The 26391-nt window shown below is 55.5% G+C and carries 23 protein-coding genes and 1 riboswitch; of the genes, 10 read left to right on the top strand and 13 right to left on the bottom strand.

Annotation, left to right across the window (positions count from 1 at the left end):
• The first annotated feature begins 37 nt into the window (after positions 1-37).
• The 5 genes from Q1L85_RS07585 (at position 38) to Q1L85_RS07565 (ending at position 3689) form a co-directional block, all read left to right on the top strand.
• Positions 38-295: a hypothetical protein gene (locus Q1L85_RS07585; protein WP_300427517.1), complete on the top strand. Its 258-nt coding sequence runs from the start codon at positions 38-40 to the stop codon at positions 293-295.
• Entirely contained in the window at positions 295-1125 is an 831-nt protein-coding gene (locus Q1L85_RS07580; RefSeq protein ID WP_300427518.1) for a hypothetical protein, read from the top strand. Before Q1L85_RS07585 ends, Q1L85_RS07580 begins: the two co-directional genes overlap by 1 nt.
• A gap of 3 nt (positions 1126-1128) precedes the next feature.
• The gene (locus Q1L85_RS07575) at positions 1129-1686 is read left to right on the top strand and encodes a sigma-70 family RNA polymerase sigma factor (RefSeq protein WP_300427519.1); all 558 of its coding nucleotides are present in this window, start codon (positions 1129-1131) and stop codon (positions 1684-1686) included.
• A gap of 82 nt (positions 1687-1768) precedes the next feature.
• Positions 1769-2674, top strand: coding sequence for a 30S ribosomal protein S6--L-glutamate ligase (gene rimK / locus Q1L85_RS07570; protein ID WP_300427520.1), 906 nt, complete (start codon positions 1769-1771; stop codon positions 2672-2674).
• Between the two features lies 1 nt (position 2675).
• A complete protein-coding gene (locus Q1L85_RS07565; RefSeq protein WP_300432760.1) occupies positions 2676-3689 on the top strand; it encodes a succinylglutamate desuccinylase/aspartoacylase family protein in 1014 nt (337 codons plus the stop codon).
• A gap of 3 nt (positions 3690-3692) precedes the next feature.
• On the opposite strand, the gene Q1L85_RS07560 is transcribed toward Q1L85_RS07565, so the two are convergent.
• The 3 genes from Q1L85_RS07560 to Q1L85_RS07550 form a co-directional block, all read right to left on the bottom strand.
• The gene (locus Q1L85_RS07560) at positions 3693-4178 is read right to left on the bottom strand and encodes a hypothetical protein (RefSeq protein WP_300432758.1); all 486 of its coding nucleotides are present in this window, start codon (positions 4176-4178) and stop codon (positions 3693-3695) included.
• A gap of 71 nt (positions 4179-4249) precedes the next feature.
• Positions 4250-5095: a peroxiredoxin-like family protein gene (locus Q1L85_RS07555; RefSeq protein ID WP_300428334.1), complete on the bottom strand. Its 846-nt coding sequence runs from the start codon at positions 5093-5095 to the stop codon at positions 4250-4252.
• A gap of 35 nt (positions 5096-5130) precedes the next feature.
• On the bottom strand, positions 5131-6414 hold the full coding sequence (locus tag Q1L85_RS07550; RefSeq protein ID WP_300428335.1) for an NADH:flavin oxidoreductase/NADH oxidase family protein: 1284 nt from the start codon (positions 6412-6414) through the stop codon (positions 5131-5133).
• 110 nt (positions 6415-6524) lie between these two features.
• Here Q1L85_RS07550 and Q1L85_RS07545 point away from each other — a divergent pair, with 110 nt between their 5' ends.
• From Q1L85_RS07545 to grxD, 3 genes are all read left to right on the top strand, one after another.
• Complete coding sequence (locus Q1L85_RS07545) at positions 6525-6836, top strand: helix-turn-helix transcriptional regulator (protein ID WP_300428336.1); 312 nt, start codon at positions 6525-6527, stop codon at positions 6834-6836.
• A gap of 120 nt (positions 6837-6956) precedes the next feature.
• Positions 6957-8903 carry a transglycosylase SLT domain-containing protein gene (locus tag Q1L85_RS07540; RefSeq protein WP_300428337.1) on the top strand — a complete coding sequence of 649 codons (1947 nt, stop codon included), beginning with the start codon at positions 6957-6959 and terminating at the stop codon, positions 8901-8903.
• 82 nt (positions 8904-8985) lie between these two features.
• On the top strand, positions 8986-9306 hold the full coding sequence (grxD, locus tag Q1L85_RS07535; protein WP_300428338.1) for a Grx4 family monothiol glutaredoxin: 321 nt from the start codon (positions 8986-8988) through the stop codon (positions 9304-9306).
• A 51-nt stretch (positions 9307-9357) separates the two neighbouring features.
• On the opposite strand, the gene Q1L85_RS07530 is transcribed toward grxD, so the two are convergent.
• The 6 genes from Q1L85_RS07530 to Q1L85_RS07505 all read right to left on the bottom strand — a co-directional run bounded on the left by Q1L85_RS07530 (position 9358) and on the right by Q1L85_RS07505 (position 17344).
• The gene (locus tag Q1L85_RS07530) at positions 9358-9918 is read right to left on the bottom strand and encodes a cob(I)yrinic acid a,c-diamide adenosyltransferase (protein ID WP_300428339.1); all 561 of its coding nucleotides are present in this window, start codon (positions 9916-9918) and stop codon (positions 9358-9360) included.
• Positions 9919-9920: 2 nt separating this feature from the next.
• Positions 9921-11153, bottom strand: a complete 1233-nt coding sequence (locus Q1L85_RS07525) for a hypothetical protein (protein WP_300428340.1) — start codon at positions 11151-11153, stop codon at positions 9921-9923.
• Positions 11154-11167: 14 nt separating this feature from the next.
• Positions 11168-13096: a TonB-dependent siderophore receptor gene (locus Q1L85_RS07520; protein WP_300432754.1), complete on the bottom strand. Its 1929-nt coding sequence runs from the start codon at positions 13094-13096 to the stop codon at positions 11168-11170.
• Positions 13097-13183: 87 nt separating this feature from the next.
• A riboswitch (cobalamin riboswitch) is annotated at positions 13184-13396 on the bottom strand.
• 20 nt (positions 13397-13416) lie between these two features.
• Entirely contained in the window at positions 13417-15372 is a 1956-nt protein-coding gene (locus Q1L85_RS07515) for a nitrogen regulation protein NR(II) (protein WP_300426605.1), read from the bottom strand.
• 27 nt (positions 15373-15399) lie between these two features.
• Positions 15400-16263, bottom strand: coding sequence for a ketopantoate reductase family protein (locus Q1L85_RS07510; protein ID WP_300426607.1), 864 nt, complete (start codon positions 16261-16263; stop codon positions 15400-15402).
• A gap of 31 nt (positions 16264-16294) precedes the next feature.
• On the bottom strand, positions 16295-17344 hold the full coding sequence (locus Q1L85_RS07505) for a hypothetical protein (RefSeq protein WP_300426608.1): 1050 nt from the start codon (positions 17342-17344) through the stop codon (positions 16295-16297).
• Positions 17345-17475: 131 nt separating this feature from the next.
• On the opposite strand from Q1L85_RS07505, the gene Q1L85_RS07500 reads away from it, so the two are divergent.
• Positions 17476-17961, top strand: a complete 486-nt coding sequence (locus Q1L85_RS07500) for a YajQ family cyclic di-GMP-binding protein (RefSeq protein WP_300426610.1) — start codon at positions 17476-17478, stop codon at positions 17959-17961.
• Between the two features lie 10 nt (positions 17962-17971).
• On the top strand, positions 17972-19291 hold the full coding sequence (locus Q1L85_RS07495; RefSeq protein WP_300426612.1) for an MFS transporter: 1320 nt from the start codon (positions 17972-17974) through the stop codon (positions 19289-19291).
• Between the two features lie 30 nt (positions 19292-19321).
• Here Q1L85_RS07495 and Q1L85_RS07490 read toward each other — a convergent pair whose 3' ends face one another.
• From Q1L85_RS07490 to imuA, 4 genes are all read right to left on the bottom strand, one after another.
• Entirely contained in the window at positions 19322-21103 is a 1782-nt protein-coding gene (locus Q1L85_RS07490; RefSeq protein WP_300426613.1) for a hypothetical protein, read from the bottom strand.
• Positions 21104-21244: 141 nt separating this feature from the next.
• Entirely contained in the window at positions 21245-24307 is a 3063-nt protein-coding gene (locus Q1L85_RS07485; protein ID WP_300426614.1) for an error-prone DNA polymerase, read from the bottom strand.
• A complete protein-coding gene (locus Q1L85_RS07480; protein ID WP_300432749.1) occupies positions 24304-25707 on the bottom strand; it encodes a DNA polymerase Y family protein in 1404 nt (467 codons plus the stop codon). The genes Q1L85_RS07485 and Q1L85_RS07480 overlap by 4 nt, the downstream gene beginning before the upstream one ends.
• On the bottom strand, positions 25707-26375 hold the full coding sequence (gene imuA / locus Q1L85_RS07475; RefSeq protein ID WP_300426616.1) for a translesion DNA synthesis-associated protein ImuA: 669 nt from the start codon (positions 26373-26375) through the stop codon (positions 25707-25709). The genes Q1L85_RS07480 and imuA overlap by 1 nt, the downstream gene beginning before the upstream one ends.
• Between the last annotated feature and the right edge of the window lie 16 nt (positions 26376-26391).

Here is a 26391-nt window from a genome sequence, read left to right as displayed (position 1 = left end):
CGCCGGGGAGCGCCCCCGGCACTCAGAGATCGCAGTCATGAATGAAGATGATTTTGAACAGCGGCTGAAAGCCTTTGCCAAAGACGAAGCGCGGCAGAGTCAGGTGGCAAAACCACCGGCGGATCTTTCCAGAGCACTGGAAAGAGCGCGCCGTGAAACCGCTTATAAAGAAGGTCTGGGGTTTGTCACTGCGATTGTCTGGGTACTGGTCGCGGGTCTGGGTCTGCATCTGTACCGTGCAGTAAAAACCACTGGTCGCCAGACCACACAGAATAAAACCACCGAGGAACCCTGATGAACCTGGAACAATGGACGCAACCTCTGCTGGATGCAGGGATGAATTTCTGGAGCAAAATCGCGGCCTTTATGCCAAAGCTCGTGATGACGATCGTCGTTGTACTGATCTGTCTTGCGGTGATCCGCCTGTTCAGTAAAGCGCTGGTGATGATGTTGCGGAAACTCGGCTTCGATGGTTTATGTCAACGTATTGGCCTCAGTAAAGGGATGGCGACCGCAGGGATGAGTATGACCCCGTCGGAAGCTCTGGTCGCGTTAGTGCGCCTGTTCCTGGTACTTCTTATTATTCTTTCAGCTGCTGAAACACTCGGTCTCGACCGTATTTCTTCAGTGGTTGATGATTTTGTCCTGTATCTGCCTAAGATGCTGGGCGCCATTGCTGTTGTGGTGGGCGGGATGTTTATCGGCCACCACCTGAAGCGCAGTATTGATCACGCCATGAAGCACATGGGCGTTGATTATTCCCGCGCTGTCGCTCAGGTTGTATACGGTATTACTCTGCTGATTACGGCCTCACTGGCGATTAATCAGTTAGAAATTGCGACCGACCTGTTTGATCTCTTCTTTGCCATTGTACTTGGCAGTGTCGGACTGGCGGTGGCAATTTCTTTCGGTCTGGGCACCCGGGATGTCTCAGCCCAGATGATCAGTGGCGTTTATCTGCGTGAGCAGCTGATACCAGGCGAAGTTCTTAAGTTTGACGGCGAAGAAGGCACTGTCCTGGCCGTAGGAACGGTGAACACTCTGGTTCAGGTGGGGGATGAAATACGCCGTATTCCTAATGCACGCCTGATCAAATCGTCATTTGCGACACGTTCTGACGACTGACGGATGGCGGTATCTCTGCAGGCGCTGGACCGCCTGACAGATACCCAACTGGTGACGCTGGCAAAGCATCAGCTGCCTCACGCAACCGGGGCTTATGAAGCTTTGATGTTGCGTCATGAGAGCGTTCTCACCGGCCTGTGCAGAAATCTCTGTCCAGGGCCAGAGCAGGCTGAAGATGTGTATCAGGAAGTCCTGTTGCGTATTTTTCACCACCTGCCTGGTTTCCGGGGGGAGTCTGCTTTCCGCACCTGGGCTTACCGGATTGCTTATAACCAGTGCATGGATCTGTTACGGCGTCAGCGCGACGACCAGTCCTTTGATCCTGATCTTCACGAGGAAGGTCGGGAGTATGCGTATGCCTTGTCGGGTGACCGGTTTGAGCGCATGATTGCTGCGCTCAACCCGCAGGAGCGCACTGTGGTCACTCTTCGTCTGGTCTCTGAACTTGAGTTTCAGGACATCGCTGATATCACCGGCGATAAGCTGAGTGCTCTGAAGATGCGTTACCAGCGGGCACTCGAGAAACTGCGACGGCAGAGCGAAGAAACAGGCTATCCTTAGTTTCAGTTTTTTTCTTCAGGGATGTGACCTGGCGGGCGCCCCCCGCATCTAACAACCTCAAATTTATAAAAAGGAAATAACAATGAAGATTGCTGTGTTATCCCGTGGCCCGGGTCTGTATTCAACACGCCGCCTGGTTGAAGCAGGTGTTGCCCGTGGTCATGAAGTTGATGTCATTGATACATTGCATTGTTATATGGATATCACCAGTAACCGGCCAGCTGTCCGTTACAAAGGAGAGCCACTGCCCGAGTATGACGCTGTGATCCCGCGTATTGGTTCGTCGATTACTTTTTACGGAACGTCCGTGGTCCGTCAGTTTGAAATGATGGGCACCTTTGCGGTCAATGAATCGGTTGCGATCAGCCGTTCCCGCGATAAGTTGCGCTCTATGCAGCTGCTGTCACGTAAAGGCGTGGGCCTGCCACGCACGGGTTTTGCACACTCTCCGGATAACGTTAAAGACCTGATTAAAATGGTGGGCGGCGCTCCGCTGGTGGTGAAACTGCTGGAGGGTACGCAGGGGATTGGTGTGGTACTGGCAGAAACCAGTAAGGCCGCAGAGAGTATTATCGAAGCCTTTATGGGGCTGAAGGCTAACATCCTGGTACAGGAATACATTAAAGAAGCCGGTGGCGCAGATATCCGCTGTTTTGTCGTTGGCGGTAAAGTTGTGGCCGCGATGAAGCGTCAGGCAGCGGAGGGTGAGTTCCGTTCTAATCTCCATCGTGGTGGTCAGGCCACTCTGGTGAAACTGAGCGCGAAAGAGCGCGCGACAGCGGTTAACGCTGCCAAGGTTATGGGCCTGAATGTCTGTGGTGTTGATATTCTGCAGGCGAAAGACGGTCCAGTGGTGATGGAAGTGAACTCTTCTCCGGGGCTTGAGGGTATCGAAAATGCGACCGGTAAAGATGTTGCTGGCATGATTTTCGAGTTTATTGAGAAAAATGCGCGCCCGAACAATACCCGTACGAAAGGACAGGGATGATATGCCGGATATCCTCGAGATAGGCGAACATCGTATTCCGCGTGGCAGCCGCGTGCGGCTGGAAATTCCGGTCGCGCAGTTATCGACCGGAACACAGGTAGCGATGCCTGTGCAGGTGATCCGCAGCCGCAAGGCTGGTCCGGTGGTGTTTATCAGTGCGGCCATCCATGGTGATGAGCTGAACGGTGTTGAGATCATCCGGCGGCTGATTGCTAAGGCACCGACGATCACCTCCGGCAGCGTTATTCTGGTACCTATGGTGAACGTTTTTGGTGTGCACAGCCTGAGTCGTTACACACCGGACCGGCGGGATCTTAACCGTACGTTTCCGGGGTCAGAAAAAGGCTCTCTGGCAGGACGGTTGGCGCATATTTTTATGAATGAAATCGTTAACCAGTGTGATTACGGGATTGATCTGCATACCGGAGCGATTCATCGCAGCAACCTGCCGCAGATCCGGGCTAACCTGAAGGACGACGAAACACGGCGCCTGGCCGAAGCCTTCGGCGTCCCTGTGATTCTTAATTCTGAATTGCGTGATGGTTCATTGCGTCAGATTGCCGCAGAACAGGGCACCCGTATTCTTCTTTATGAAGCAGGAGAGGCTCTGCGTTTCGACGAGCTTTCTATCCGCGCGGGCGTCAAGGGCGTACAGAATGTTCTGGCTGCGCTGGGTATGATGCGTAAACGTTCACGCCGGAATTTGCCTGAGCCATTTGCTGCGAATAAAAGTAACTGGGTTCGTGCGCCGGTCAGTGGCATTGTGCGGGATCTGAAACGCCTGGGTGACTGGGTGGATAAAGGGGAAGCGCTGGCTGAAATTGGTGACCCCTACGGTGACGTCACAGCGACCCTGTGCGCTAACCGGTCTGGCGTGATTATCGGGCAGCAGAATATTCCTCTGGTGCAGGAAGGCGACGCCATGTATCACATCGCCGCGTTCGATGAAGAAGACACGGAGGCTCTGACTGATTCGATTGAGCTGATGCAGGACACTCTTCTGCCCGACGTATGACGCTCAGCGGCTGCAGCGTGAGGGCTGTGGCTGTGCAGTGAAGTAGTATCCCTGCCAGACATTTTTGTCGCCGTCGTCTGCCATAAAGGTCACGCCTTTATTGCCAAGGCAATAGCGATAAGTCAGGCCGGGATCGCCCGTTGTGGCGACAGCCAGTTCAGGCGCACTGGTCGCTGCGATGACGTAGAAGCTGGCACCCGTCAGCAGGTTGATATCTTTACGATCTGGTCGCAGTGCCATGCATTCTTCACCACTTCTGGCACGATGAGAAATACGGGCGGTTTGCGTGATGTCGCGTCTGTCGGCGGAGTGCAGACGTATTTTATCCCCCGGGTTTAATTCGTCGTTGTGTATTGCCAGACAGCCTGCATGTACCCAACCAATCACATGGCTGTATTTCTGGCGCTCGGAGCTTGGTCTGTCGGAAACCGTAACGCAGCCTGAGATCAGCAGGGCGATCATCACAGCAGAAATACGTGGCAACATCATGGAAAACTCCGGGTCATGAAAACCCGGAGTATATCGTGCAGAGTCATGTGACCGGAAGTCACACACCAGGCTTACAGCGCCTGAAGTACCCCAATAAAGGTGGCGGGTTCCGGACGGACACGATAATTATCCGTCTGGTCAGCCCAGACAACCTGACCTTCAGCATCTGTGATTATCACGGTCGGCATGGGTGCCTCGGTGTCATAACCCAGGGCTTCAAACCCGGTAGGAATACCGAAATCAGAAACAATCCCCAGGGCATCGGCAACTTTATTGCCACTGTCGGTCATAAAGCGGAAATTCACATCGAATTTTTTCGCGAGACTGCGGGTATGACCCTGTGGCTGAGGAGATACCAGAACGACCTGCGCTCCTAACGCCTCTATTTCGCGGTACTGTGACGCGATTTCCTTAATCTGAGCCATGCACAGAGGACACCAGTTGCCCCTGAAAAACAGCAGGACAGTAGGTTGACTGGTCAGCGTCTGCAGCGAAATTTCCTGACCATCAGCATCCTGCAGCATGACGTCTGGCAGAGGTTTTCCGACTGTGATTGCCTGGCTCTCTTCGCGGCCGTAGCGCGAATACCAGAACACATACAGCAGAAAGCCTGCGTAGCTGATCAGTGCCAGAATCAATGGCAGGGCATCGTTGCCACTGACTGCATCACCCGCTGCGAACAGCGTACCGAGAGCCGTGGGCACATGAATTTCAGTCAGGTTCTCGCTGGTCCGCGCGATGATCGGGCGGATCAGCATAAAGGTAAACAGCAGCGCCATCGGTGCTGACGTCAGCAGGGCACCACCCCAGCCAATCATTGATTCTCCATCGATCAGCTTTCCTGCTGAGTAGATCATAATGATGGCTATTACGGTCAGATAAACTGATACGTAGGCGGCTTTCAGACGGTTGAGCATAAAGTTCTCCATTCTGTATGTCTCATGGGTAATTATCACGATGCCCGCAAGCGGCCAACGCGGTTGAAAATTCCCCGATAGGTCATGATCCAGAGCACATCCAGCAGTGACCAGAAGCCCTGATCCTGTCGCCGAGGCGCTTTCCCTTTCCCCATACGGTGCAGTTGTCTCTCGTACCATGACACTTCCATCAGTGCCATTTTATCAATCATTTTCACGCCCGTTTTTATCGGACGGACAACACTGGTGAATTCTTCACCAGCAAGAATACGGTTGACCAGATCGGGCTCAACGCAGAGCGGGCGTCCCAGTCCGACCAGGTCACAGGCGCCGGATTCGATGGCGGCGGCCATGCCTTCTGCGGTACGGAATCCACCGGTGACCATTAATGGCACGTCGACCTTTGTACGCAGCATTTCTGCAAACTCGAGAAAATACGCTTCGCGTTGGCGGGTTGATTCCTTAACTGGCGCGGTATTTTCCAGACGATGCTTGTGTTTGTCACTCCCCTGAGCCATCGCAGGCGTCTCATAAGTGCCACCTGAGATTTCAATCAGGTCAATGCCGAGATCCGCTAAAGTTTTGGCCACCGTGGCCGCATCGTTTTCATTGAAGCCACCCCGCTGAAAATCAGCAGAATTCATTTTAATGCCGATATTAAAATCATCGCCGGTGGCTGCGCGCATGGCTTTGTAAACTTCAACCACGAAGCGCATGCGGTTCTCAATGCTGCCGCCCCACTGATCTTCACGCTGGTTATGGTGAGGTGACAGGAACTGGCTCACCAGGTAGCCATGTGCGCCGTGAATCTGCACACCATCAAAGCCTGCTTCTTTCGCGAGACCGGCGGCGTTACCGAAGCGCTGAATACAGTCCTGGATATCGTCGTCCGTCATGGCTCGTGGCGTACCGAAAAAGGCCTGCATTTCTTTGCGGAAGGGGATAGCGCTCGGCGACATCGGATCATTGTTGAGCATTTTGGGCGTTTGTTTGCCGGGATGATTCAGTTGCATCCAGACCTGGCCACCCTGTGAGCGCGCTGCTTCGGCCCAGGCTTTCAGCATGGGCATATCGCGGTCGTCTTCCAGCACGACGTTGTTCGGCTCTCCCAGGTGGCGACGATCAATCATCACATTGCCGGTAAAGCTCAGACCAACGCCTCCTTCTGCCCAGCGGCGATATAGGGTTGGCAGTGCTTTGGTTACCCGCAGGTCCACACTTCCCAGAGTTTCGCTCAACGCCGATTTAGCGAACCGGTTGGGGATAACTGAGCCATTGCGCAGTGTCAGTGGCTGACCGAGAAGAGACTGGGTATTCATCGTGGGACTCCATCAAACAAACTGTTATACTTCGATAGGTTTCGAACTATACGATACTTCGAAACTTTTCGAAGTGTTGATTTCGGCCAGATAACCGTCCCGGGTGAGTTATGACGCAAATTACAGAAGAGCAGATGGTCGCGGCCTTCAAAGCTCTTTCGAACCCGCACCGTCTGCGGATCTATCGCGAGATTCTTGCTCACCAGCGCCACGATGTCGGCCCGGATGATGATGCAGGCTGCCTCTTATATGACTTTATTAATAAGTTCGACATCGGTGCCCCGACCGTTTCTCACCACGTTAAAGAGCTGGTTAAAGCAGACCTGATCCGGGCGGAACGCAACGGAAAATACCTCAGCTGTTACCTGAATGAGCCCCTGAGGGCAGCTTTGTCCGGTTTTCTGTCACAGAATTGCGATTGAGTGTGCGCATTTTTGTCAACAGACGTTCTTAATATGTCCTGCTAGGCTTATGATACTTAACGCATTCTGCAGTGAATGAATGCCTTTATGGATCATTGGTTAACTTATTGAGCAGGGCGTATGCGATTCACAGGTCTGCGTGATCTTCTGGGTGTTATATGTTTTTGTCTCTCGGGCGCGGCACTGGCTCTGAGTGATGACGACTTTGCGTTGGCGCTTGATGCTGCGCGCGATGGTCAGTTTGCTGCAATTCCTGAGTCTGCGTCAGAACATATTCTCTACCCTTATATCGAATTTCATCGCTTACGTACGGCGTTGCCGGATGTCGCTCCCCGCGATATTCAGGCGTACGCTGAGCGAAATCGCACCAGTCCGCTTGGTGGCTGGCTGCGCCGACAGGCTCTGCTTGCCTATGAAAAATCCCGTCGTTGGTCTGACGTTCTGGAAATCAGTCCGCAACCTCCTGCTGATGTTGGCGGACAGTGCATCTGGTACCGGGCACAGCTGATACAGGATCAGGCGCTGGCCTTCCGTGGTGGGCGCAAGCTCTGGCTCAGTGGACGCTCCCGTCCGGATGAATGCGACGACCTGTTTAAAGCCATGGCAGTGAAGGGCGAACTGGGTGCTGAGCTTTATTATCAGCGGTTGTTACTGGCCCTCGAAGCCGGTAACCGCACACTGGCACGGTATCTCAACCGTAAACTGGGCAAGGCTGGCTGGAACGATGTGTCGGAGTATGTCGCCAGAACAATGAGATACCCGGATCAGTTACGCCAGATTCCGCCAGCGGTGGCCCGCCAGGTGGACAATGGCGAGCTGACTGCTGCTGTCATCAGCTATCTGATTCCGCGCAATACCCGTCGGGCGATGGATCTGTGGCATGACCTCGGCGATACGCAAGGCATCAGCGATGCCAGGCGGCAGCAACTTGAAGAAAAACTGGCCGCAAATACCTTTCGCCTGGACGATGATGAGTTTGACGACGCCGCAGCTGAGCGTCTGAAAACGTTGGGTGAAGGTGACTGGATAGGCCCCGCTCTGCGTAATTCTATCGCGGCAGGAGACTGGCCAGCAGTACTCGACTGGATTCTGGCAGTAAAAGGAGATCAGCGCGATTCCAGCTATTACACCTACTGGGAAGCCCGCGCCCTGCAGGCGATGGGGAATGAGGTAGCAGCCCAGGCCGCATTTGAGTCGGCCGCCGGCAAACGCGATTTTTACGGTTTTCTGGCCGCTGAACGTCTGGGGCAGCCCTATGCGCTTCATATGGAATCGCCCGAGGTCGACGCCGCAGTTCTGAAGCATCTTTCGACCATGAATGCTGTTCAGCGTATTTCAGCCTTGTGGGCGATCGGTGAGCATGGTCTGGCACTGGAAGAGCTGAATTATCTGGTCAGTCTGCATCCGGTGATGACGCCAGCGTTGGCTGAGTACGCAATGGAGCAGGGGTGGTACAGTCTTGCGGTGCAGACGACGGTTCGCGGCGGACACTGGAACTATATTCAGCATCGCTTTCCTGCGGCATTCGCGGATGACTTTGGACACTGGGCGGATGCCCTGAATCTGGATTCTGCCCTGTTGATGGCCATCGCACGACGGGAGAGTTCGTTTAACCCGTTTGCCCAGTCTGGTGTTGGAGCGCGGGGGCTGATGCAGTTGATGCCTGCGACAGCAAAGCAGGTCGCGGCAGAGATCCAGATGGCTTATCAGGGGCAGGATGATCTGTTTCAGCACGAATCGAATATCCGTCTGGGCAGTCATTACGTCCGCACTCTGCTGGATCGCTTTGAGGGCAACCTGATTGCCGCTCTGGCTGGATACAATGCCGGCCCGCATCGTGTTGAGCGCTGGTTGAAAACTGATGTAGCCACGTACGATCAGTTTATTGAGAGCATCCCTTTCCGTGAAACCCGCGATTACGTTAAGGCGGTACTTGCCTATCGGGTGATATTCAACAGTCTGAGTGGTCAGAAGGTAGCGGCGGTGCTGGCACCTGCCGAACGCGGCCCGGAACGTTATGTCACCAGTACAGATCTCGCATCTGCCGATGAAACGGTAGCGAACTGATACCCGAGTGCTGCTGTCAGGCATAACGGGCTTTATGTTAGAATCCGCCCATTGTCATTCATCGCATTGAGAGAGAAGACCTATGGATATCATGCAGGTCATCAAAGACCAGATCGAAAACAACGACATTCTGCTGTACATGAAGGGCTCACCTAACCAGCCTCTGTGCGGTTTTTCTGCCCGTACTGTTCAGGCGGTGATGGAATGTGGTCAGAAATTCGCCTATGTAGATGTTCTGTCGAATCAGGATATCCGTGCCAACCTGCCTGCGTATGCAAACTGGCCAACATTTCCACAGCTGTGGGTTAAAGGTGAGCTGGTAGGCGGCTGTGACATCGTCACTGAGATGCACGCCAAGGGCGAGCTGAAGACGCTGTTGGAAGAAGCCGCTCCTCAGGAGTGAGCCCCAATAAAAGAAGCCCCGCAGTTGCGGGGCTTTTTTTATGGGCGCGGTTCAGGCGTCTGAGTGTCTGCGGCTACGCCACAGGACTTCAGTGCCACCATTGCGGCGCGCCAGTTTGCGTGCCAGTACAAACATCAGATCTGACAGGCGATTCAGATACGTCAGTGCCAGCGGGCTGATGTCATCCCGTTTTGCGAGCGAGACCAGAGCACGCTCCGCGCGGCGGGCGACCGTGCGGGTCATATGGCAGCGGGCCGTTGCTTCATTGCCTGCCGGCAGAATAAAGTCTTTCATTGGCGGCAGGAGGGCGTTGTAGTCCTCCAGTGCTTCTTCCAGACCTTCGACCATACTCTCATTGAGTGCCTGATACCCAGGCATGGCAAGCTCTCCTCCGAGATCAAACAGATCGTGTTGAATCTGGCTGAGCAGGAGTTGCAGCATATCGTCGTCAGCAAGTGCGGCGCGGATCATGCCGACCCAGGAATTGAGTTCGTCTATTTCGCCCAGACAGTGAATCCTCAGGTCGTCTTTAGGCAGGCGACTACCGTCGCCCAACCCCGTTTCGCCTTTGTCACCCGTGCGGGTGACAATTTTCGAGAGACGGTTTCCCATGGTTATTCCGTCACGTCGAGGAACACCAGGTCACGTACAACCTGATCAAAGTCGATCTGCTGGTTAAGCAGGTTACCCGCTGGGCTCATGATGCGGATTGCCGGCGCAGTTGAGTCGTCAACAGAGATCCACAATGCTTCTTTACCCGGGGTGGCGCGAATCAGTGCGATACCGGTATCTGCGAGTGCTTCGGGCGTCTGGTCGCTGTATTCAATGGTGCCTGCCGTGGTGTCGAAGCTATAGATCACATCAGCGTTGTAGCTGTAGTCAGCTGCTTCCTGGCTGATGGTAAGAAATGCGGTGGTGCCGAGGATTTCAAGCTGACCAAGGTGATAGGTGATGTCGTTGCTGGCATCAGCGTCATCCTGGTCATCATTGAGTTCAGAAAAGGTCGTTTCGTCTGCGAGCACAGTACGACTGTAGTCGCTGAGGGCGATGCGATCGAGACCGCCACTATCCGTACCATAGTTTCCGCGTCCACTGACATAGATGTAGGTTCCATCGGTTTCGATGTCCTGCGGATTGGTAGCAGTCAGCTCAATACCCTTATAGGTATCATCTGTTTCAGTATCAATTTCGGTATCGGTCGCCAGATCAATCACCGCCATATAGGGAGTGTTGTAGCTCCAGTCGGTATTAACGCGCTGCATGGCCACAAACAGTTTGCCGTCTGCAATGATGCCTTTGAACATACTTGGGCCTTCAGCTTCGTCTGGAGTGTAGGCCGACAGATCAATCTCGCCGGTGACCAGTTGCTCCTGCTCAGCGGCAGATGGATCAAGGATCTGGATGCTCGCTTTACCGTAGCGGATCAGATAGGCCTTGGTTTCAGATACCTGCAGCAGCTGATAAGCGTTACTGGAAACATCGCTGCCTTCTTCGGCCAGGCTGTAGTTGTAGTCCTGTCTGATAAATCCAGTCAGAGCGTTGTAGCGCTGCAGGGTATCGATGGTGTAACGCCCGATTTTGTAGAGGTAGTTGCCGTAAACGTCTAGGGTGTAGTCAGATTTACTCTCGCTGTAAAAACCGTCCTGGTACTCCAGGGTAGAGGTGGCACCAATGGCGACCTGGCTACTCGAGTAATCCGCAGCGACCATCAGACCGGCAAAGATATAGCCGGGATCTTCAGGGTCTGGTGTCACAATCACGACCGGATCCGGGTCAGAGCTGTCGCTGTTGCCAAAACAGCCGGTAAGCGCCACGCTGGCGGCCAGTATCAGGGGAAATTTTTTCATGTCAAAGCCTCATGTCAGAATTCAAATTCAATGGCAGCCCTGACAGAACGACCGGTGGCCGGGCGATTTGAGTAATCCCGGTAGCGGTTGTCAGTCAGATTGCTGATGTTCAGGCTGGCGAGCCAGAAAGGCTGTTGCCAGAGGTAGTTAAGATCCAGGGACTCCCGGGTGTCCCCCTCGATAGAATTGCTGCGATCGAGATAGATGTCTCCTGCGATTTCGTGCTGTAGCGTCAGTCGGTGTCCACCCAGAATGGCGCTCACTCCGGTCACGTAGCGACCATGATATATACCGGCGAGCTGCTGCTGATTGAAACTGCGTATCTCGCTTCGGACTTCACTCTTGTATCTGCTGGCACTGAAAGATGGCTCAATCCGTAGGCGGTTGAGACTGAAATCTTTGGTGAGAGTCACCTCGATCCCGGTCAGTGTCGCCTCTGATGTATTGACGTAACGGCCGATTCCACGACTGTCGTAGACAGGAACAATGGCGTTCTCTATGTGGCGGGTAAACACAGAGCCACTGATTGATGCTGTGTCGGGCTGCCATCGTCCATCAAGGCTGAATGAACGCGCGGTTTCTGCGCTCAGGTCGTCATTTCCCAACAGGAGGCCACGGTCGCCGTATCGCTCGTAGAGACTGGGAATACGGATGCTGTCGCGTCCGCTGAGTTGCACAGTAAACGTCTCCGCCTGCCAGCGAATCTCAGTACTACCGCCACTGAAGCGGTCAGTCTGTGCTTCTTTCTGCATATCCTCGGCGCCTGAGCGCCAGTTACTGGAACGCAGCAACTGTTGATACAGGTGGAAAGCGGTACTCAGGTTGGTGGTCCACTGATAGTCTGCGCCGGTCTGTAGTCGGGTCAGCCATTGTTCGGCACTCTGATCGCATTGTCCCTGCGGTGTCAGACAGGCATGGCTATCACTATCATTGACGTAGCGACTGCGATAGTCATCGAAACTGGTCGAGGCTGAGGCAGATAACACCAATGCGTCCTGTTGCCATTGTGGTGAAAGCATCGCCTCCGCTTTCTGTCGGTAGTAACGGTTATCGTCGTTCCCTAGGCCAATGACTGAGTCCGGGTCGCGATAGGTTTCCCGTGTCTCGGCATAGGTGGTATTCCAGCGCCAGTTTAATCCGCGCTTCACCGGACTGCGGAGATTGCCCGCGGAGGCGCCTGATTCGCGTTGGCTGTAGCTGGCTTCATTATTGGGTGAATTGCGGAAGTAATCGGGAATCTCTTTGTTCTGGTTCCGCCAGTAAATACGACTGTCGATGTTCTGCAGATTGGTTGCTATCTGCAGGTTATGACGGAAAAAGGCCGCGTTTTTGAGAGATTCATCGGCATTCAGCTCCCCACCGTCCCAGGGGGCAGGGACGGGGTAGGAGAAGTTGTTCTCGATATTTTCGGATTCAGCGTACAGAGAGATAACGCCAGCGTTCTGCCGGTAGCTGATACCCTGGTAACCAAAGCTTCCGACAGAGGCTCTCAGGTTTCGGCTTGATTCTTCCCGGCGGGTGACAATATTGAGTGTGCCACCTATTGCACTGTCATAGTCTCCGCCATTACTTCCTGCCGAAACCAGTTCGATCCGTTCAATCATTGATAAAGGAATACTGCTCAGATCGTATCCGCCGCCTTGAGCATCGTTCACCCGCACACCATTAACCAAAATGTTGGTCTGACCTGAACTGGCACCGCGTACGGAGATCATGACGGGGTCTCCGGTTGCTCCGCTATGCTGTACCTGTACGCCGGTTACGCTCCCCAGAAACTGGCTGAGGCTGCTGTAATTACGACGGATCTCATCGGCATCAAACGACTGTGTTGAAATGCCCGACGAGTCACTGCCATAGGTTGTCAGCACGGGCAGATCGGTTTCTGCCTGTGCCGTCTGTATCAGCAGACTTGTCGCAATGATCGTTAACAGGTTGTGGCGCACAACAGCATCCCGGAGGGATATCGCGCAGGAGAGAGTCATGGAAGCGTACGGGATAGCGTACACCACCGACCCATCGCCCTCCGCAACATCGGTTAATCAGCTTCAGGCCGGTATCCGGGCTGACGACCTGAGCACTTAGTGCTCTGTACTGACGCCTTCCCATGCTGAGCACAGTGGCATTCTGTCAGTACTATGGTCGATCACCGTTGCGGGGGCAGCGTTGGTTTTGCAGAGCGCACCAAACTTCCCGTTTAACTCTGAACAAATAATGCACAGAGCACCTGAATTCGGGCGCAGAGTACCGGCTGCGACAGGAGTGGTCAAGCAGGAGACATGTCGAGTAATGGCAAACATAACTCGAAGCAGGCGCCATGTGGGCCGCGTGAGGGGTGGTACGCCAGTTCGCCCTGGTGATGGGCGGTTACGATAAAGTAAGACACGGACAGCCCGAGGCCGGTCCCTTCACCAACTTCTTTAGTGGTGTAGAAAGGTTCGAAGATATGTGGAGCCTTGTCGGCAGGAATCCCCGGTCCGTTGTCTTCGATGGTGAGACAGAGCATATCCAGGCGCTTCGACGTGCGGATACTGACACGGGGCCGCCAGTGAGGCTCCTGCTCAGGGTGGTAGTCTTCCATTGCCTGTTGCGCGTTGCGCAGCAGGTTAAGGAGCACCTGCTCGATTTCACTGGGGACGCAATGCACGGTCAGGTCACCGATCTGTTCATCCAGCTCAAGATCAATATGACGCATGGCCAGGTCGTTCCGGGCAATGTTCAGGGTCGTTTCGATCAGTTCGCTGACGCGGATATCCCGCTTCTGCAGATGATCGTTCCGCGAGAACTGCAGCATGTTTGCCACGATGCCTGCCGCCCGCTCACCGGCACTCTGAATATGATCATAGAACTTAAATATGCCTCTCTGGACCAGATATTCATTCATCAGTGGCAGGTTGAGGCCTAGCTGATCGGCGATTCTCTGGTTGGCCGGTAATTCGGGATCAAGACGGCGACGGCTGTTCTGCAGGTTCTGCAGGATGGCGCCGAGTGGGTTATTGATCTCGTGTGCCATACCGGCTGCCAGCCCGCCAACCGTCATCATTTTTTCTGTCTGGACCATCATTTCTTCCATTCTGGTGCGGGCACTGACATCGTCAATACGAATCACCAGTCTCGCTTGTTGACCAGCAGGAAGCGGGTAGGTCAGTACGTCGGTGACCATAGGGCGTACAAAACTGCTCACGGGCAGGCGTTCTGTTTTGATCAGGTTGGGAGACTGTGCAGGAGAGTCCGGTAGCTCCAGCCCTTCGAGTTCGGGAATCAGAGGCATCAGTGGCAGGCCGATCAGCTGTGCGTGTTCCCTGCCAAGCCATTCTCCGGCCTGCTCGTTGCACTGCACGATGCGGTTGCGGGCATCCAGAGCAAACAGCGCAGAGGGCATGGCGTTGAGAATACCGTCGAGCAGTGACTGGGTATTTTTCAGCTGTACTTCAATGCTGCGTCGTACCGATACCTCACGTGCCAGATCTTCGTTCATCTGACGGGTTTCAGTGGATAACCGGGTGGCTCTGAGACGTGCACGCTCCGCCTGCTGGTGCGCCGTTTTCAGATGCTGGGTACGTTGATTGCGGCGCCAGAACAGATCATTAAGTGCCTGAATCAAAGGTTTAAGGTCCGGGTCTTTTGCCTGAATGGTTATGCGCTCATCGGTCGTGTTTTCTGTGGCGTTGCGGATATTTTCGAGCAGGTGCTCATAGGGCATCTGTTGCCAGTGGCGGGTCAGCACATACATAGCGAACACGAGAATTGTTGATATCGTCATGATCACTAAGCTGGTGGTCAGAGTATCAAGGTAGAAAAACTCGGGCAGAGATACGTTGTTTCTGACGACCAGTACCAGCTCTGATGAACTGCCTCTCAGGATATAGCGTACTGCGGGCACGGTTTCTGGCAGTTGTGCGAGCAGCGGGGGATACAGAACGATGTCACGACCGGTGTGACTGTGTGCAACACGCTCTCCATCGCGGTTATAGAGGGCAACTTCCGGAACCTGATAGTGCTGAGTCATCCGGTGCATCATGCTCTGCAGCATGGGCAGATCATCTTCGTGATGACTGATCGCTGTCTGCATCATTTCGGAAAATATACGACTGACCTCGGGGGCAAGATGCTCCCGGCCGACACGCTCTGCGGCCAGCATATAAGCAAGCGTCGAAATGATGATCACCAGAGCGCAGACGGTCACCATGGCCAGCATAGATTTCTGGCGGGCGAGCATCATATCTCCGGGGTCCCTTGTTGCATCACGTCAGGCTCCGCTGGTCAGTTGCTGATACAGATCTTGGGTCACGGGAAGATCATGCCTGTTCCCGGCGGCTTCGGCCAGCAGGTAGCCACAAATGTAAGGGAGTTCATTCGGCCGGCCAGCAAGAATGTCCTGGAGGGTGGAGGATTTGTTTCTCGCAGTGGCTTCCGCAACAGACAGTGCCTGCTGCCGGATATCCAGTTGGCTGCACCAGCCCTGCAGCTGGTAGAAGTCTGCTACTTCCTCTGACAGGCGTTCGAAATGGCGGCGTCGGTCAGGCTCAGTTAACAGTTCTCCATTGTGGCAGCGATAGTAACCAGTCAGCGGGTTGATGATGGCATTGATGGCCAGTTTGGCCAGCATACGCTCGCGGATATCTGCGGCGGGCAGCACCCCGGGAGGCAGCGCTACGGTCGTTTCGATGTCTGATTCTGACCACCTGCCAGCATGCGTGTGTCCCTTGCCGGCGTATACCACCTGACCTGTCTCTGTTCGGTAAGCGCCTTCGGTGGATACCGCAGCCCAGAGTGTGGGTGCCAATGGCTGTCTGGCCAGCCAGTCAGCCACCTGCTGTTGCTGTCCCATGCCGTTCTGTAACAACAGTAAGTGGTCGACACGGCCCAGCCAGGCCTGTCGCTGTTGGAGCGCCTCCAGCGCATCGGATGCCTTGGTGCAGACAACCAGCCAATCGAGGGATTCACCCTGCCAGGGCATTGCCTGGAATTCGTGCAGGTCATCGCCAGTCAGGATAACAAACGGAGGATTGTCGGAAGAACGCCGCGCGGCATACAGTTCGGTCTGGCGCCAGTGCCAGGCCATCAGGGTGCCTAGCGCACCAGTACCTATAATGCCGATTGTCTGAGTCATCAGACGATTATAGGCAGGCGGGAGAGGCGAGTCATTCCCCCTGAGCGAGGGCACCTGAAGAAAGTCCGTTTTCTGCGTCCAGAGCTTCCCCCGGGTCGCTGTCTGTTTCGTTCGCTGCGCTGGCCTCTGTTGTTTGTGTCTGGGTCATAGATGGCAGTTCCGGAGACCAGAGCTGACGCAGTTTTTTCAGCAGAGCAGGAGAGTGATCTCCCTCGACGCCGCGCAACCATAGCGGGATCAGAGAGTCGTCTTCACCAATCAGCTCAGCGATCGCTTCGTCACAGAGTCCGCGTTCATGCAGCAGCATAATGACGAGGGGCATCAGCCGCAGATATTGTCTGCGGTTGTTGCGGTCGAGCATGTCATCGCGACTGAGACTGAAGCGATCGGCGACCAGTCCGATGGCATCGTCGCGCAGTCGCTGGAGTTCTTCGGTACTGCGACGTGAGGCGGCAATGGCGGTATTGCGCAGGTGCTGGGTCACAAATTCGTCACGTGCCAGCGCCAGATAGGTCGGATGATTGCCCTGCTGTAAGTCCAGCTGAGGAATATCGTACTGTTCCATGGTGGCTTCGTAGCGTTGTGCCCGGTTATGCCGCGTCTGACAGAGCAGGTTGAGCATGCGGCCGGTGTCTGTCCAGGCCGGTGGTGTTGGCGTACGGTAGTAGTGATCGCTACTCCAGGGGTACAGACTGGCGTCGGCCACCTGACGACGTGCGACTGGCAGACTGTGAAGTTGAATAATCAGGTCAACCAGGTGTGCCTGTTCGTCGATCAGCAGTACGGTACCCTGCTCAGAAATCACCTGACGTGCTTTGTGCCAGAGGCGCTCATGCTGCTCTGCAAAGGCGTCACGGATGTCATCCAGCACGTGTGGCCAGTCGCGTCGGCAATCCAGTACGCAATGGATTTCGTGGTCGGTAAATACCCACGCAAGCAGGGTAGTACCTTCTATGTGACCGAGAATACGGGTGGCGTAGTCGTACTCAAATACCGACTGAAATATGGGCTGATCACGGCTGCCGGTCAGTGCAAAGTAATACAGGCCGGGGCCATGCAGTGGCAGTTTGGTGGTTTCCATCAGGCCCGCGGCCTCCGTTAGACATGTCTGCCATAAAGATTAGTTGCTGCCGGCAGAAGTGCCAGTTCCGGCTGGTTTGCCAAACTGTCCGGCAGAAGGTATACAATGTCGCGATTTACAGGAGATTAAACATGCCATCGTTTGACGTCGTATCCGAAGTCGATAAGCACGAAGCCCAGAACTCTGTTGATCAGGCGAACCGTGAACTCAGCACACGTTTTGATTTCCGTGGCGTTGATGCCAGTTTCGAGCTGAAGGAATTTGTGGTGGTTATGACCGCCGACAACAAAATGCAGATCGAGCAGATGAAGTCGATGCTGATGGGCGCTATGACCAAACGTGGTATCAAAGTGAACTGTCTCGAGTTTTCTGAGCCTCAGGGTGCCGGAAAGCAGATCAAAGTGAATGCCACCATGCGCCAGGGAATCGACAAAGAACTGGGCAAAAAAATGGTGAAGTCGGTGAAGGACAGCAAGATTAAAGTGCAGGCCAGCATTCAGGGCGATACGGTGCGGGTCACCGGTAAAAAGCGCGATGATCTGCAGGAAGTGATGGCGCTGTTCCGTAGCGATGAGAGCATTGATATGCCTCTGGCTTTCAAAAACTTCAAAGACTGATTTCTTTTTTATGAGCGGGCTACCGCTGACGCAGCTGATTAAAGAGCCCCGACTGCGGATGATTTTTCTGCTGGGTATCTGTAGTGGGTTCCCCTGGGTTCTGATCGGCTCGGCGATGACGGGCTGGCTGACCGATGCCGGGCTGTCACGCACCAGCATTGGTCTGTTCGGTTCTATTTTTTTCGTCTACGCGATTAACTTTCTCTGGGCGCCTCTGGTGGATGGCTTCCGCCTGCCGCTGTTCAGCAGACTGGGCGACCGGAAATCCTGGATTGTCTTTCTGCTTCTGCTGATGACTCTGGCGTGCTGGGGCATCAGTCTGATTTCTCCGCAGGCGGATATGCTCTGGCTGAGCCTGCTTGCTATGTCGATCGCGCTGGCGTCAGCGACCTGTGATATTGCCATTGATGGCTTTCGCGTAGACAGTTTTGACCCGGACGCCGAAGAGCATCTTATTCCTTACGCTGCGGCCTTTGCGACCAGTGGCTGGTGGACAGGGTACAGCCTGCTTGGGGCAGCCGCATTTTATATGAAGGGACTTGCCGGGATGAGCTGGGCGGGTGTTTTCGGATATATGGCGCTGTTCTGCCTGCTGATTACCGGTCTGGTGGTTCTGTTCGTGCAAAAAGACAGTCGCCGGCGCGAGCGTCTTGAGTCACGGGTTGCAGGGCTCGGATTGCGGGCGCAGTTGCAGTTCACTCTGATCGAACCTTTCCGCGCTTTGCTGGCGCGCTACGGCAGTACCGTCGTACTGTTGCTTCTGTCCTTTCTGTTTACCTTTAAAATGGGCGAAGCTTTTCTGGGCAGAATGTCGATTACCTTCTACAAGGAAATTGGGTTCAGCGATGCTCAGATTGCAACCTATTCGAAAATGGTGACCTGGTGGGTCACCATTGTTTTCAGTCTGATTGGTGCTTATTTTAATCAGCGTCTGGGAATCTTCAGGGGGCTCCTTATCGGAGGACTCGCGATGGCAGCAACCAATCTTCTGTTTGCCTGGATTGCTGTTTCCGGACCGCTCGAAAGTCTCTATCTTCTGGCTGTGATCGCCGACGGTTTTACCAGCGCCTTTGCGACTGTGGTCTTGGTGAGCTTTGTCACATTGCTCACCGATCGGGTGTTTTCGGCGACACAGTATGCATTGCTCGCGTCTATCGCTAACTTCGGGCGGACGACGGTGTCCGGTGCCAGTGGCTATGTTGTGGATTATCTGAACGGCGATTGGGCAATGTTCTTTGTGCTGACCACTCTGATGGTGCTGCCGAGCCTGGTGATTCTCTGGTGGCTGATCCGCCTGTTGCAGGCGCGGAACCTGATCAGCAACCGATAAAAAAGGCCGGTGTGATACCGGCCTTTTTTGTTAGCGGATACGTACTGGTTGTTTGGATATCACGGTGGCGGCGTGTGGATCGCTGCGTTCCGCGCCGGTGTACTCGTGTCCACCCGGTGCAGAGACAGGGGCGTTATCGACGGTATTACTTGAGCGCAGAACGCCTGCCAGGCGACCGCTCTGGCCATTGCCGGTAATCTCGATAATTCCTACGCCCGGGCAAGAACCCTGCGCCGAGTGTGTCACTGAGACTGGAGTCGGGCCACGCAGTGCCACCATAAAGTATTTCCCGTCAGGCGTGATTTCCATCAGGTCGGGTGCCGGGTCATTGGCCGGTAACTGAGCATCGTCACTCACTGACGCCGCCAGGCAGGGCCCGTCGCCATTCCCCTGACCATCGGCGGAGGTCAGATCATAGTGGGTGCGGGTGTGGTTGACGGTGTCGAACACTTCAACCGTATTCTGGATGCGGTCAACGTTGTGAACGTAGCGTTCGTTGCGGGTTGCTGCCGCGCCATGAGCATCCCGGCGGGTTGTGATACCGGGAAGCTGACCAGAGCTGTTTTCGCTGATGGCTCCTTCCTGATTCCCGCCGGTGCTGGTATTGGTTGCATCTTTGAACAGGGTCAACGGAGCCGGTGTGTTTTCCGCCTGTGGCTGGTTGAAATCGGCGTCCTGCAGTGAGTACATGGTAAATACTGACTGAGTGGCCCCGGCACCGGAAGCAGATACACCTGCATTGATAAACATCTGTCCGTTGGCTTCAACGCCACCACAGCCTGCACCGTTGATGACATGATTGCCATACTCCCCAACAATGGTCATTGGCGTTGTGCTGTGATCAGCAACCAGCAGACCACCGCCGCCCAGGGTCACGTAAACATGCTCGTTACTGCTGGCAACCGGGCAGATAATAACGTTATTCGGACGTCCGCCAAGCGCGCCGTCGGCACCCGAAGAGCAGCCATTTTCTTTGCACGCGCCGGAAGGCGTCAGATCGCTGAAGGCACTGGTATCGTAATCACCAGTGATGCTGCCTTTCAGGGGCATACCCCAGGCATTTGCGCCTTTGAATACGGTCGCTGAGCTGGTTACAGCCATGCTTTTGCCGACGCCCAGTGAGGCAGTCCGATTAAAAGCGACGTCTGTAATCCGCCCGAAACGGTCCCGTTCGACGTCGATGCGCTCAAGTACTTTGCCGTGAAGGTTAGCGATCAGCAGGGCATCGCCTTTTTCGCTCCAGAAAGACATATGAACGCTGCGGGTGTCTGTCCCGGCAACGTCTGTTCCGGTCACCCGGAAAAGCGCAACAGCGGCTTTGGTCTTCCGGTCAATAATCCCGACGTAACCCCCGGAAGGAGCAAACATATTAGCGTTCAGGTAGCGCTGCTGAGGGTCCGGCAACATGCCGTGCAGACGGCCGAAGCCATTCAGGTCGCTGAGGGTATTGCCGGTCGGTTGTCCGTCGGCATCAAACTCGGTCAGTGTTCCCGGAAAAACATCGAGCAGGTTACACGGACCAGAAGCCAGAGGGTTCAGCAGTTGTGGGCCGCATGGCTTTGCAACAGCGTCCGGGCCACCCTGCAGCTGGCGCTTGATATCTCTGGAGTCCCAGATCCATATCCAGCTGCCGTCGACGCCCCGGGAGGCAACATCTGCGACTGAATTTGACTGGTCGGAAGCCCAGACTTCGTATCCTGCCTTACCAGCAAAGTGAGCGTGATGATGATCTTTGTCGGATTTACCCGCGATCGCGGTGGCTGAGGTGGCCAATGCTGCCCCCGCCAGGGCAGTAAGAATTAAATGCTTCATGCATAACGTCTCCATAGTGTCGGGTGGCGCAATATAACGGCGGGTGTCGCTATCTGATACCTTTCACACCCCTTTCCGGGCATCTAAGGCCGGGTTTGGCCGGAATTGTAATTGGTTATAATGCGCCACTTTGTGTGAGGGTCAGTGAAAGTCGTGCGAGCGCGTCTGCAGGCGCTCCAGCGTGCCACTGAGATCCAGCAGGCGGTAGGCAATGACATTAGTAATGCCGCTGTCGGGGTCCTGCTCCACCTTGCCATACACCTGCAGTAGTCTGGCGTGCATTAATGTCTGCAGCTGGCGTTTTGCCGTAGCCAGCCAGACAACAACGTTAGCGCAGCCGGTTTCGTCTTCCAGAGTGACAAAAGTAACGCCACTGGCAGTGCCGGGTCGCTGACGACAGGTGACGACACCACTGAGGTAGCATTCACTGCCGTGAGCCTGCTGTCGCAGACCACTGGCAGTCACACTGCTGCCCAGCAGCCCCTGTTCCCGCAGCACCTCCATCGGATGACGGCCAAGAGTGACGCCCAGGCTGGCATAGTCTTCCAGCAGGTTGTCGACCTCATCCGGCGCCTGCAGAGGCCACAGGTGATGCTGCGGAGAGTCCTGATCAAACAGCTCAGTCTGTGCCTCATAGCTGGCACCCGGGTCAGAGACCTGCCAGCGGGCGTGGTATCTGTGTTCACTGAGCCCCTGAAAAGCAGCGGCTGACGCCAGGGCTTCACGCTCATGGCGGTTCAGGGCTGCACGCCGGACACACTGACTGATGCTCTGGTAGCCTTCCGCCGGACGTTGCTCTGTCAGGCGTACCGCGCTGTTCTGGGTCAGGCCCTTGACCAGCCGGAGTCCGAGACGGACAGAGCCATCCTGTTGACAGTGGTGGTCCCATTGGCTGTGGTTGATGTCGACCGGGTGTACGCAGACCTGGTGCAGCCGCGCGTCATGAATTAACTGAGCCGGACTGTAAAATCCCATCGGCTGACTGTTCAGCAGTGCGGCCAGAAACACGCCGGGGTGGTGGCATTTCAGCCAGGCAGTGATGTAGACCAGCTGGGCAAAGCTGGCAGCATGAGATTCAGGAAAACCATATTCACCAAAGCCCTCAAGCTGGCGCTGGATGCGTTGAATATAGTCCGGTGAAAAGCCCTTCTTCAGCATGTTTTCTTCAAGGCGCTGTTGCAGGCGGTGCATATGACCTTTCCTGCGCCAGCTGGCCATTGAGCGCCTCAGCTGGTCAGCTTCGGCGGCGCTGAAGTCCGCAGCTACCATAGCGAAAGCGATGACCTGTTCCTGAAATAAGGGCACACCATAAGTACGTTCAAGAATGGGTTTGAGTTCCGGTAAGGGATAATCTGCCGCTTCATCGCCATTTCTGCGCTTCAGATATGGGTGCACCATATCGCCATGAATCGGACCTGGCCGCACGATGGCGACCTGGACAACAAGGTCGTAATAGCAGCGGGGTTTCAGGCGCGGGAGCATGTTCATCTGAGCCCGGCTTTCCACCTGGAATACTCCGATCGAATCGGCTTTCTGCAGCATACGATAGGTCGCAGCGTCACCACGGGGAATGTCACTCATGCTCAGCTTCAGATGATTCAGACTACGGCGGATGGCTGTCATCATGCCCAGGCCAAGAATATCGACTTTCATCAGCCCCAGAGTTTCCAGATCGTCTTTATCCCACTGAATCACCGTGCGGTCGTCCATGCTGGCGTTTTCGACGGGAACCAGAGATGGCAGCAACCCTTCCGTAATCACAAAGCCACCGACGTGTTGGGACAGATGCCGGGGGAAACCCAGAATATCTTCGGTCAGCCGCCGCAGCAGGGGCTGTTGTGGCGATGGCTTCTGACTGAAGACGTGATCCATCCAGTCTTTGCCCAGGTAGCGTCCGGCGTAGCGGGACACCAGCTGTTCCTGTTCTGTGCTGTTCAGCCCCAGAGCTTTGGCCACATCACGCAGAGCGCTGCGTGGCCGGTAACGGATGACCGTGGCTGCCAGCGCCGCACGGTCGCGACCATAGCGCTGATAGATATGCTGAATAACTTCTTCGCGCCTCTGACTTTCGAAATCAATGTCGATGTCTGGTGGTTCATGACGTTCTGCCGAAATAAACCGCTCAAACAGCAGCTGTACTTCCTCCGGGTTTACCTCGGTTAAGAACAGGCAATAGCAGACAATGGAATTGGCGGCAGAGCCTCGCCCCTGACACATGATATTCCGCGAGCGGGCGAAGCGGACGATGTCATACAGGGTAATAAAATAGTGCTCATAGCCCTTCTGGCTGATCAGAGTGAGTTCTTTCTCTATGGTGTTGCGGATACTGTCGGAGGCCCCCTGTGGGAAGCGTTTGCTGATGCCGTCATTGACCAGTTCACGCAGGTAATCGCTGGCCTGATGACCTTCGGGAACGCTGTCAGTCGGGTACTGATAGGCAATCTCGCTCAAATGGAAGCGGCAGCGCTGAGTGATGTCCTGTGTTGCCTGAAGCCATGCCTGAGGGTACAGGCGCTGGAGTTTGCGCGCGGATCTCAGGTGGCGTTCACCATTGGCAAACAGGCGGTCACGAATACTGGCTACCGGGCGGTTCAGGCGGATGGCGGTCAGGCAATCCTGCAGAGACTGACGGTCGGGGTGGTGCATGTGCACATGACTGGCTGCGACTACCGGCAGTGAGAGTTCGCTACTGAGCTGCCGCATCGGGGCATAAGTGTCACTGTCGTACTCATCAAGCGTACGTTCCGCCAGTAGCCAGAGGCGGTCTGATTCCGGTGGGCGGAAGCTCTTCTGCAACAGAGGGTACCACTGTGCCGCCTGCCCCGGAGTGGGTTGCCAGAGCAGCAGACAATGCGTCAGTGCCGCCAGCATATGTGGTTCAAATTCGTATTCTCCTTTCGTCGCCGCGCGACGGCAGCGGGTGATCAGAGTGCAGAGTTCGGCGTAGCCCTGGCGGTCGGGAGCCAGCAGTACATACACACCGCTGGGGTGGCGGAACTCACTGCCAACAATCAGCTGAAGGTCGAGCTGCTGCTCTTCAATTTCGCGGTGGGCGCAGACAACGCCAGCTACCGAGCATTCGTCTGTCAGCGCCAGCGCCCGGTACCCCAGAGCAGCAGCACGCTGCACCAGTTCTTCCGGATGTGAGGCGCCGCGCAGAAAACTGAAATTGCTCAGGCAGTGCAGTTCGCTGTACTCCGTCATGCAAAGTACCCCTGAATAAACCACTGCCCCTGATCATCACGGAAAATCCAGAGTAACTGTTCGTGTGCCAGTACCTGATAGTAGTCACGCCGCACCGGGTGATGATCCCACCAGCCCGCGTCGATACGCTCAGGACCACAGAGAATCTGCGTCGGGGGAGAGCAGGGTAACGGCGTCTGCAATAACCAGAGCGGGCGCCCACGGGGATCGCGGGCAGGCGTGGCTGCACTCTGCTGTTCCAGAGACAGGGGGTGCCAGGAATACTCTGGTCGCGGGTCGCCATTGCTGCTGATACGTTGCAGCTGCTCGGTGCCCAGACGTGACTGCAGGCGGTTGAGCAGGCTGTTATCTTCGTCAGGCGTGCTCTGATCATCACTCAGGCAGGTCTGCTGACGTTGTACCTGAGGCTGAAACTGCTGGCAGCGCAGATGCAGTTCCAGCACCGGCGCACGCAGCTGTTTTTTCTCCAGTTGATAGCGGCAGATCTGTACCAGCTCTGCATGACGGTATTCTGGGCGGGCCAGTCCAAAGCGCCAGTGGGTATCCGGTGGTTCGCGGTGCACCAGCTGAATATCGAGCCAGCGGGTAGCCAGCTGATGATGACATAGAAAACCACTGAGGCTGTCGAGCTGGCGGCTTAACGGAAAAAGCAGGCCATTACGGTGTTCCACCTCATAGAGAAAAGGCACATCGGCATGAAAGGTCAGAGGGGGCTGGAAGCGTTGCATGGGCAGAGGTGTTTCACCCAGCAGCTGGCGTAGCTGCTGCATCAGGCGCACAGATATCCGTCGTCCGGTTTCCGCGAGAGGCAGACGCAGCAGCTCGCCCAGAGTACTGATACCAAGCCGTTGCAGGGCCGCCAGATCGTGCAGATCCAGCTGCAGCTGATCCAGTGGCAGAGACTGGAGCAGGGGTTGCAGTGCGGCGGCGCTCAGGGTCGGCCGACCCGAGTCGGCCAGCGCCAGCCAGCGCGCGGCCAGAGGGGTGAGCCCGGTGGCCATCTGTACCGGCCACTGTTGTTGCTGGCACTGACTGGCAATCCGTTCCCAGAACGCGTCCAGCCCGCCGAACAGGCTGAGCATACTGCCGGCCTCAAGCCAGAGGCCTTCAGTCGGATCCGGGCAGATCTGTGCTGAGAACTGATAGGCCCACAAAGCGCGCTGCTCCAGCAGGCGGCGCTGTTGTTCTTCGTTCAGCGTATGCGCATGCAGCTCAGGGCAGAGATACAGCGCACTGGCCAGCGGCATGTCACGGGCGATACCGTACTTTTCTGCGGCTTTGTTCAGCTGCAGCACCCGGGAATCTGTTGCATGCAGCACCGCAAATGGCTGAGCAGAATCCTGAGCCAGACTATGACGGTACAGGTCAGGAAAATGCAGATAGAGCCAACCCCGCATCATCAGCAGTGGGGTGTTGCTGGTCTTTGTGGAAGCGATACAGTGAACGGCGTGCCGGGCCAGGTGCCGCGACACTTGAGCAGATTCACTTCCAGAGTACTGCTGCTGTTGCGACGTACCTGCATACGTACCGGAGCCGGAGAACCACTGGTGTCCGCTTCGCGCTGAGGCCATAGCCAGCAGTGAGCGTTCTTTTCCTGGCAGGCGATCTGCAGACGGCGGATATGCTGCTTATCCCATTCGCTCAGCCAGCCAAGTACGGCGCTGCAGTGGCCACTTTTTAAGCCTTCTTCAATACTCCATGCGGCTTCCTGGTAGGTCCTGGGGTGAACCATCAGCACTCTCTGGCTGTTGATTCCTGCCTGTTCCAGTGCAGGGGCGTAAGGAATGGCAGGCGGGGCCACCCAGAGAATCCAGCGGGGCTGTTCACTCAGGCGTGCCAGTGCCGGTGCAATGATACTCAGCTCACCACTGCCAGCCTGCGGGTGATAAATCTCGCAGATCTGACCCGGTTGCCAGCCGCCACCGGGCAATTGACGGTCCAGCTCGGGGTAGCCGGTCGAGAGGGCCTGAGTTTTCTCCGGGTGATGTTGCTGAGCAGACCAGACCTGACCTTTGCGCATCAGCGGGCGCAGTTCAGGACGCTCCGAAATAACGTTCTGCAGTGACATAGTCTTAACCTCTGCA

Source organism: uncultured Thalassolituus sp. (assembly GCF_950066645.1).
GTDB lineage: Bacteria > Pseudomonadota > Gammaproteobacteria > Pseudomonadales > Oceanobacteraceae > Thalassolituus.
Note: the sequence above shows the minus strand (reverse complement) of the source record. Positions and strands in the feature narration are given on the sequence as shown.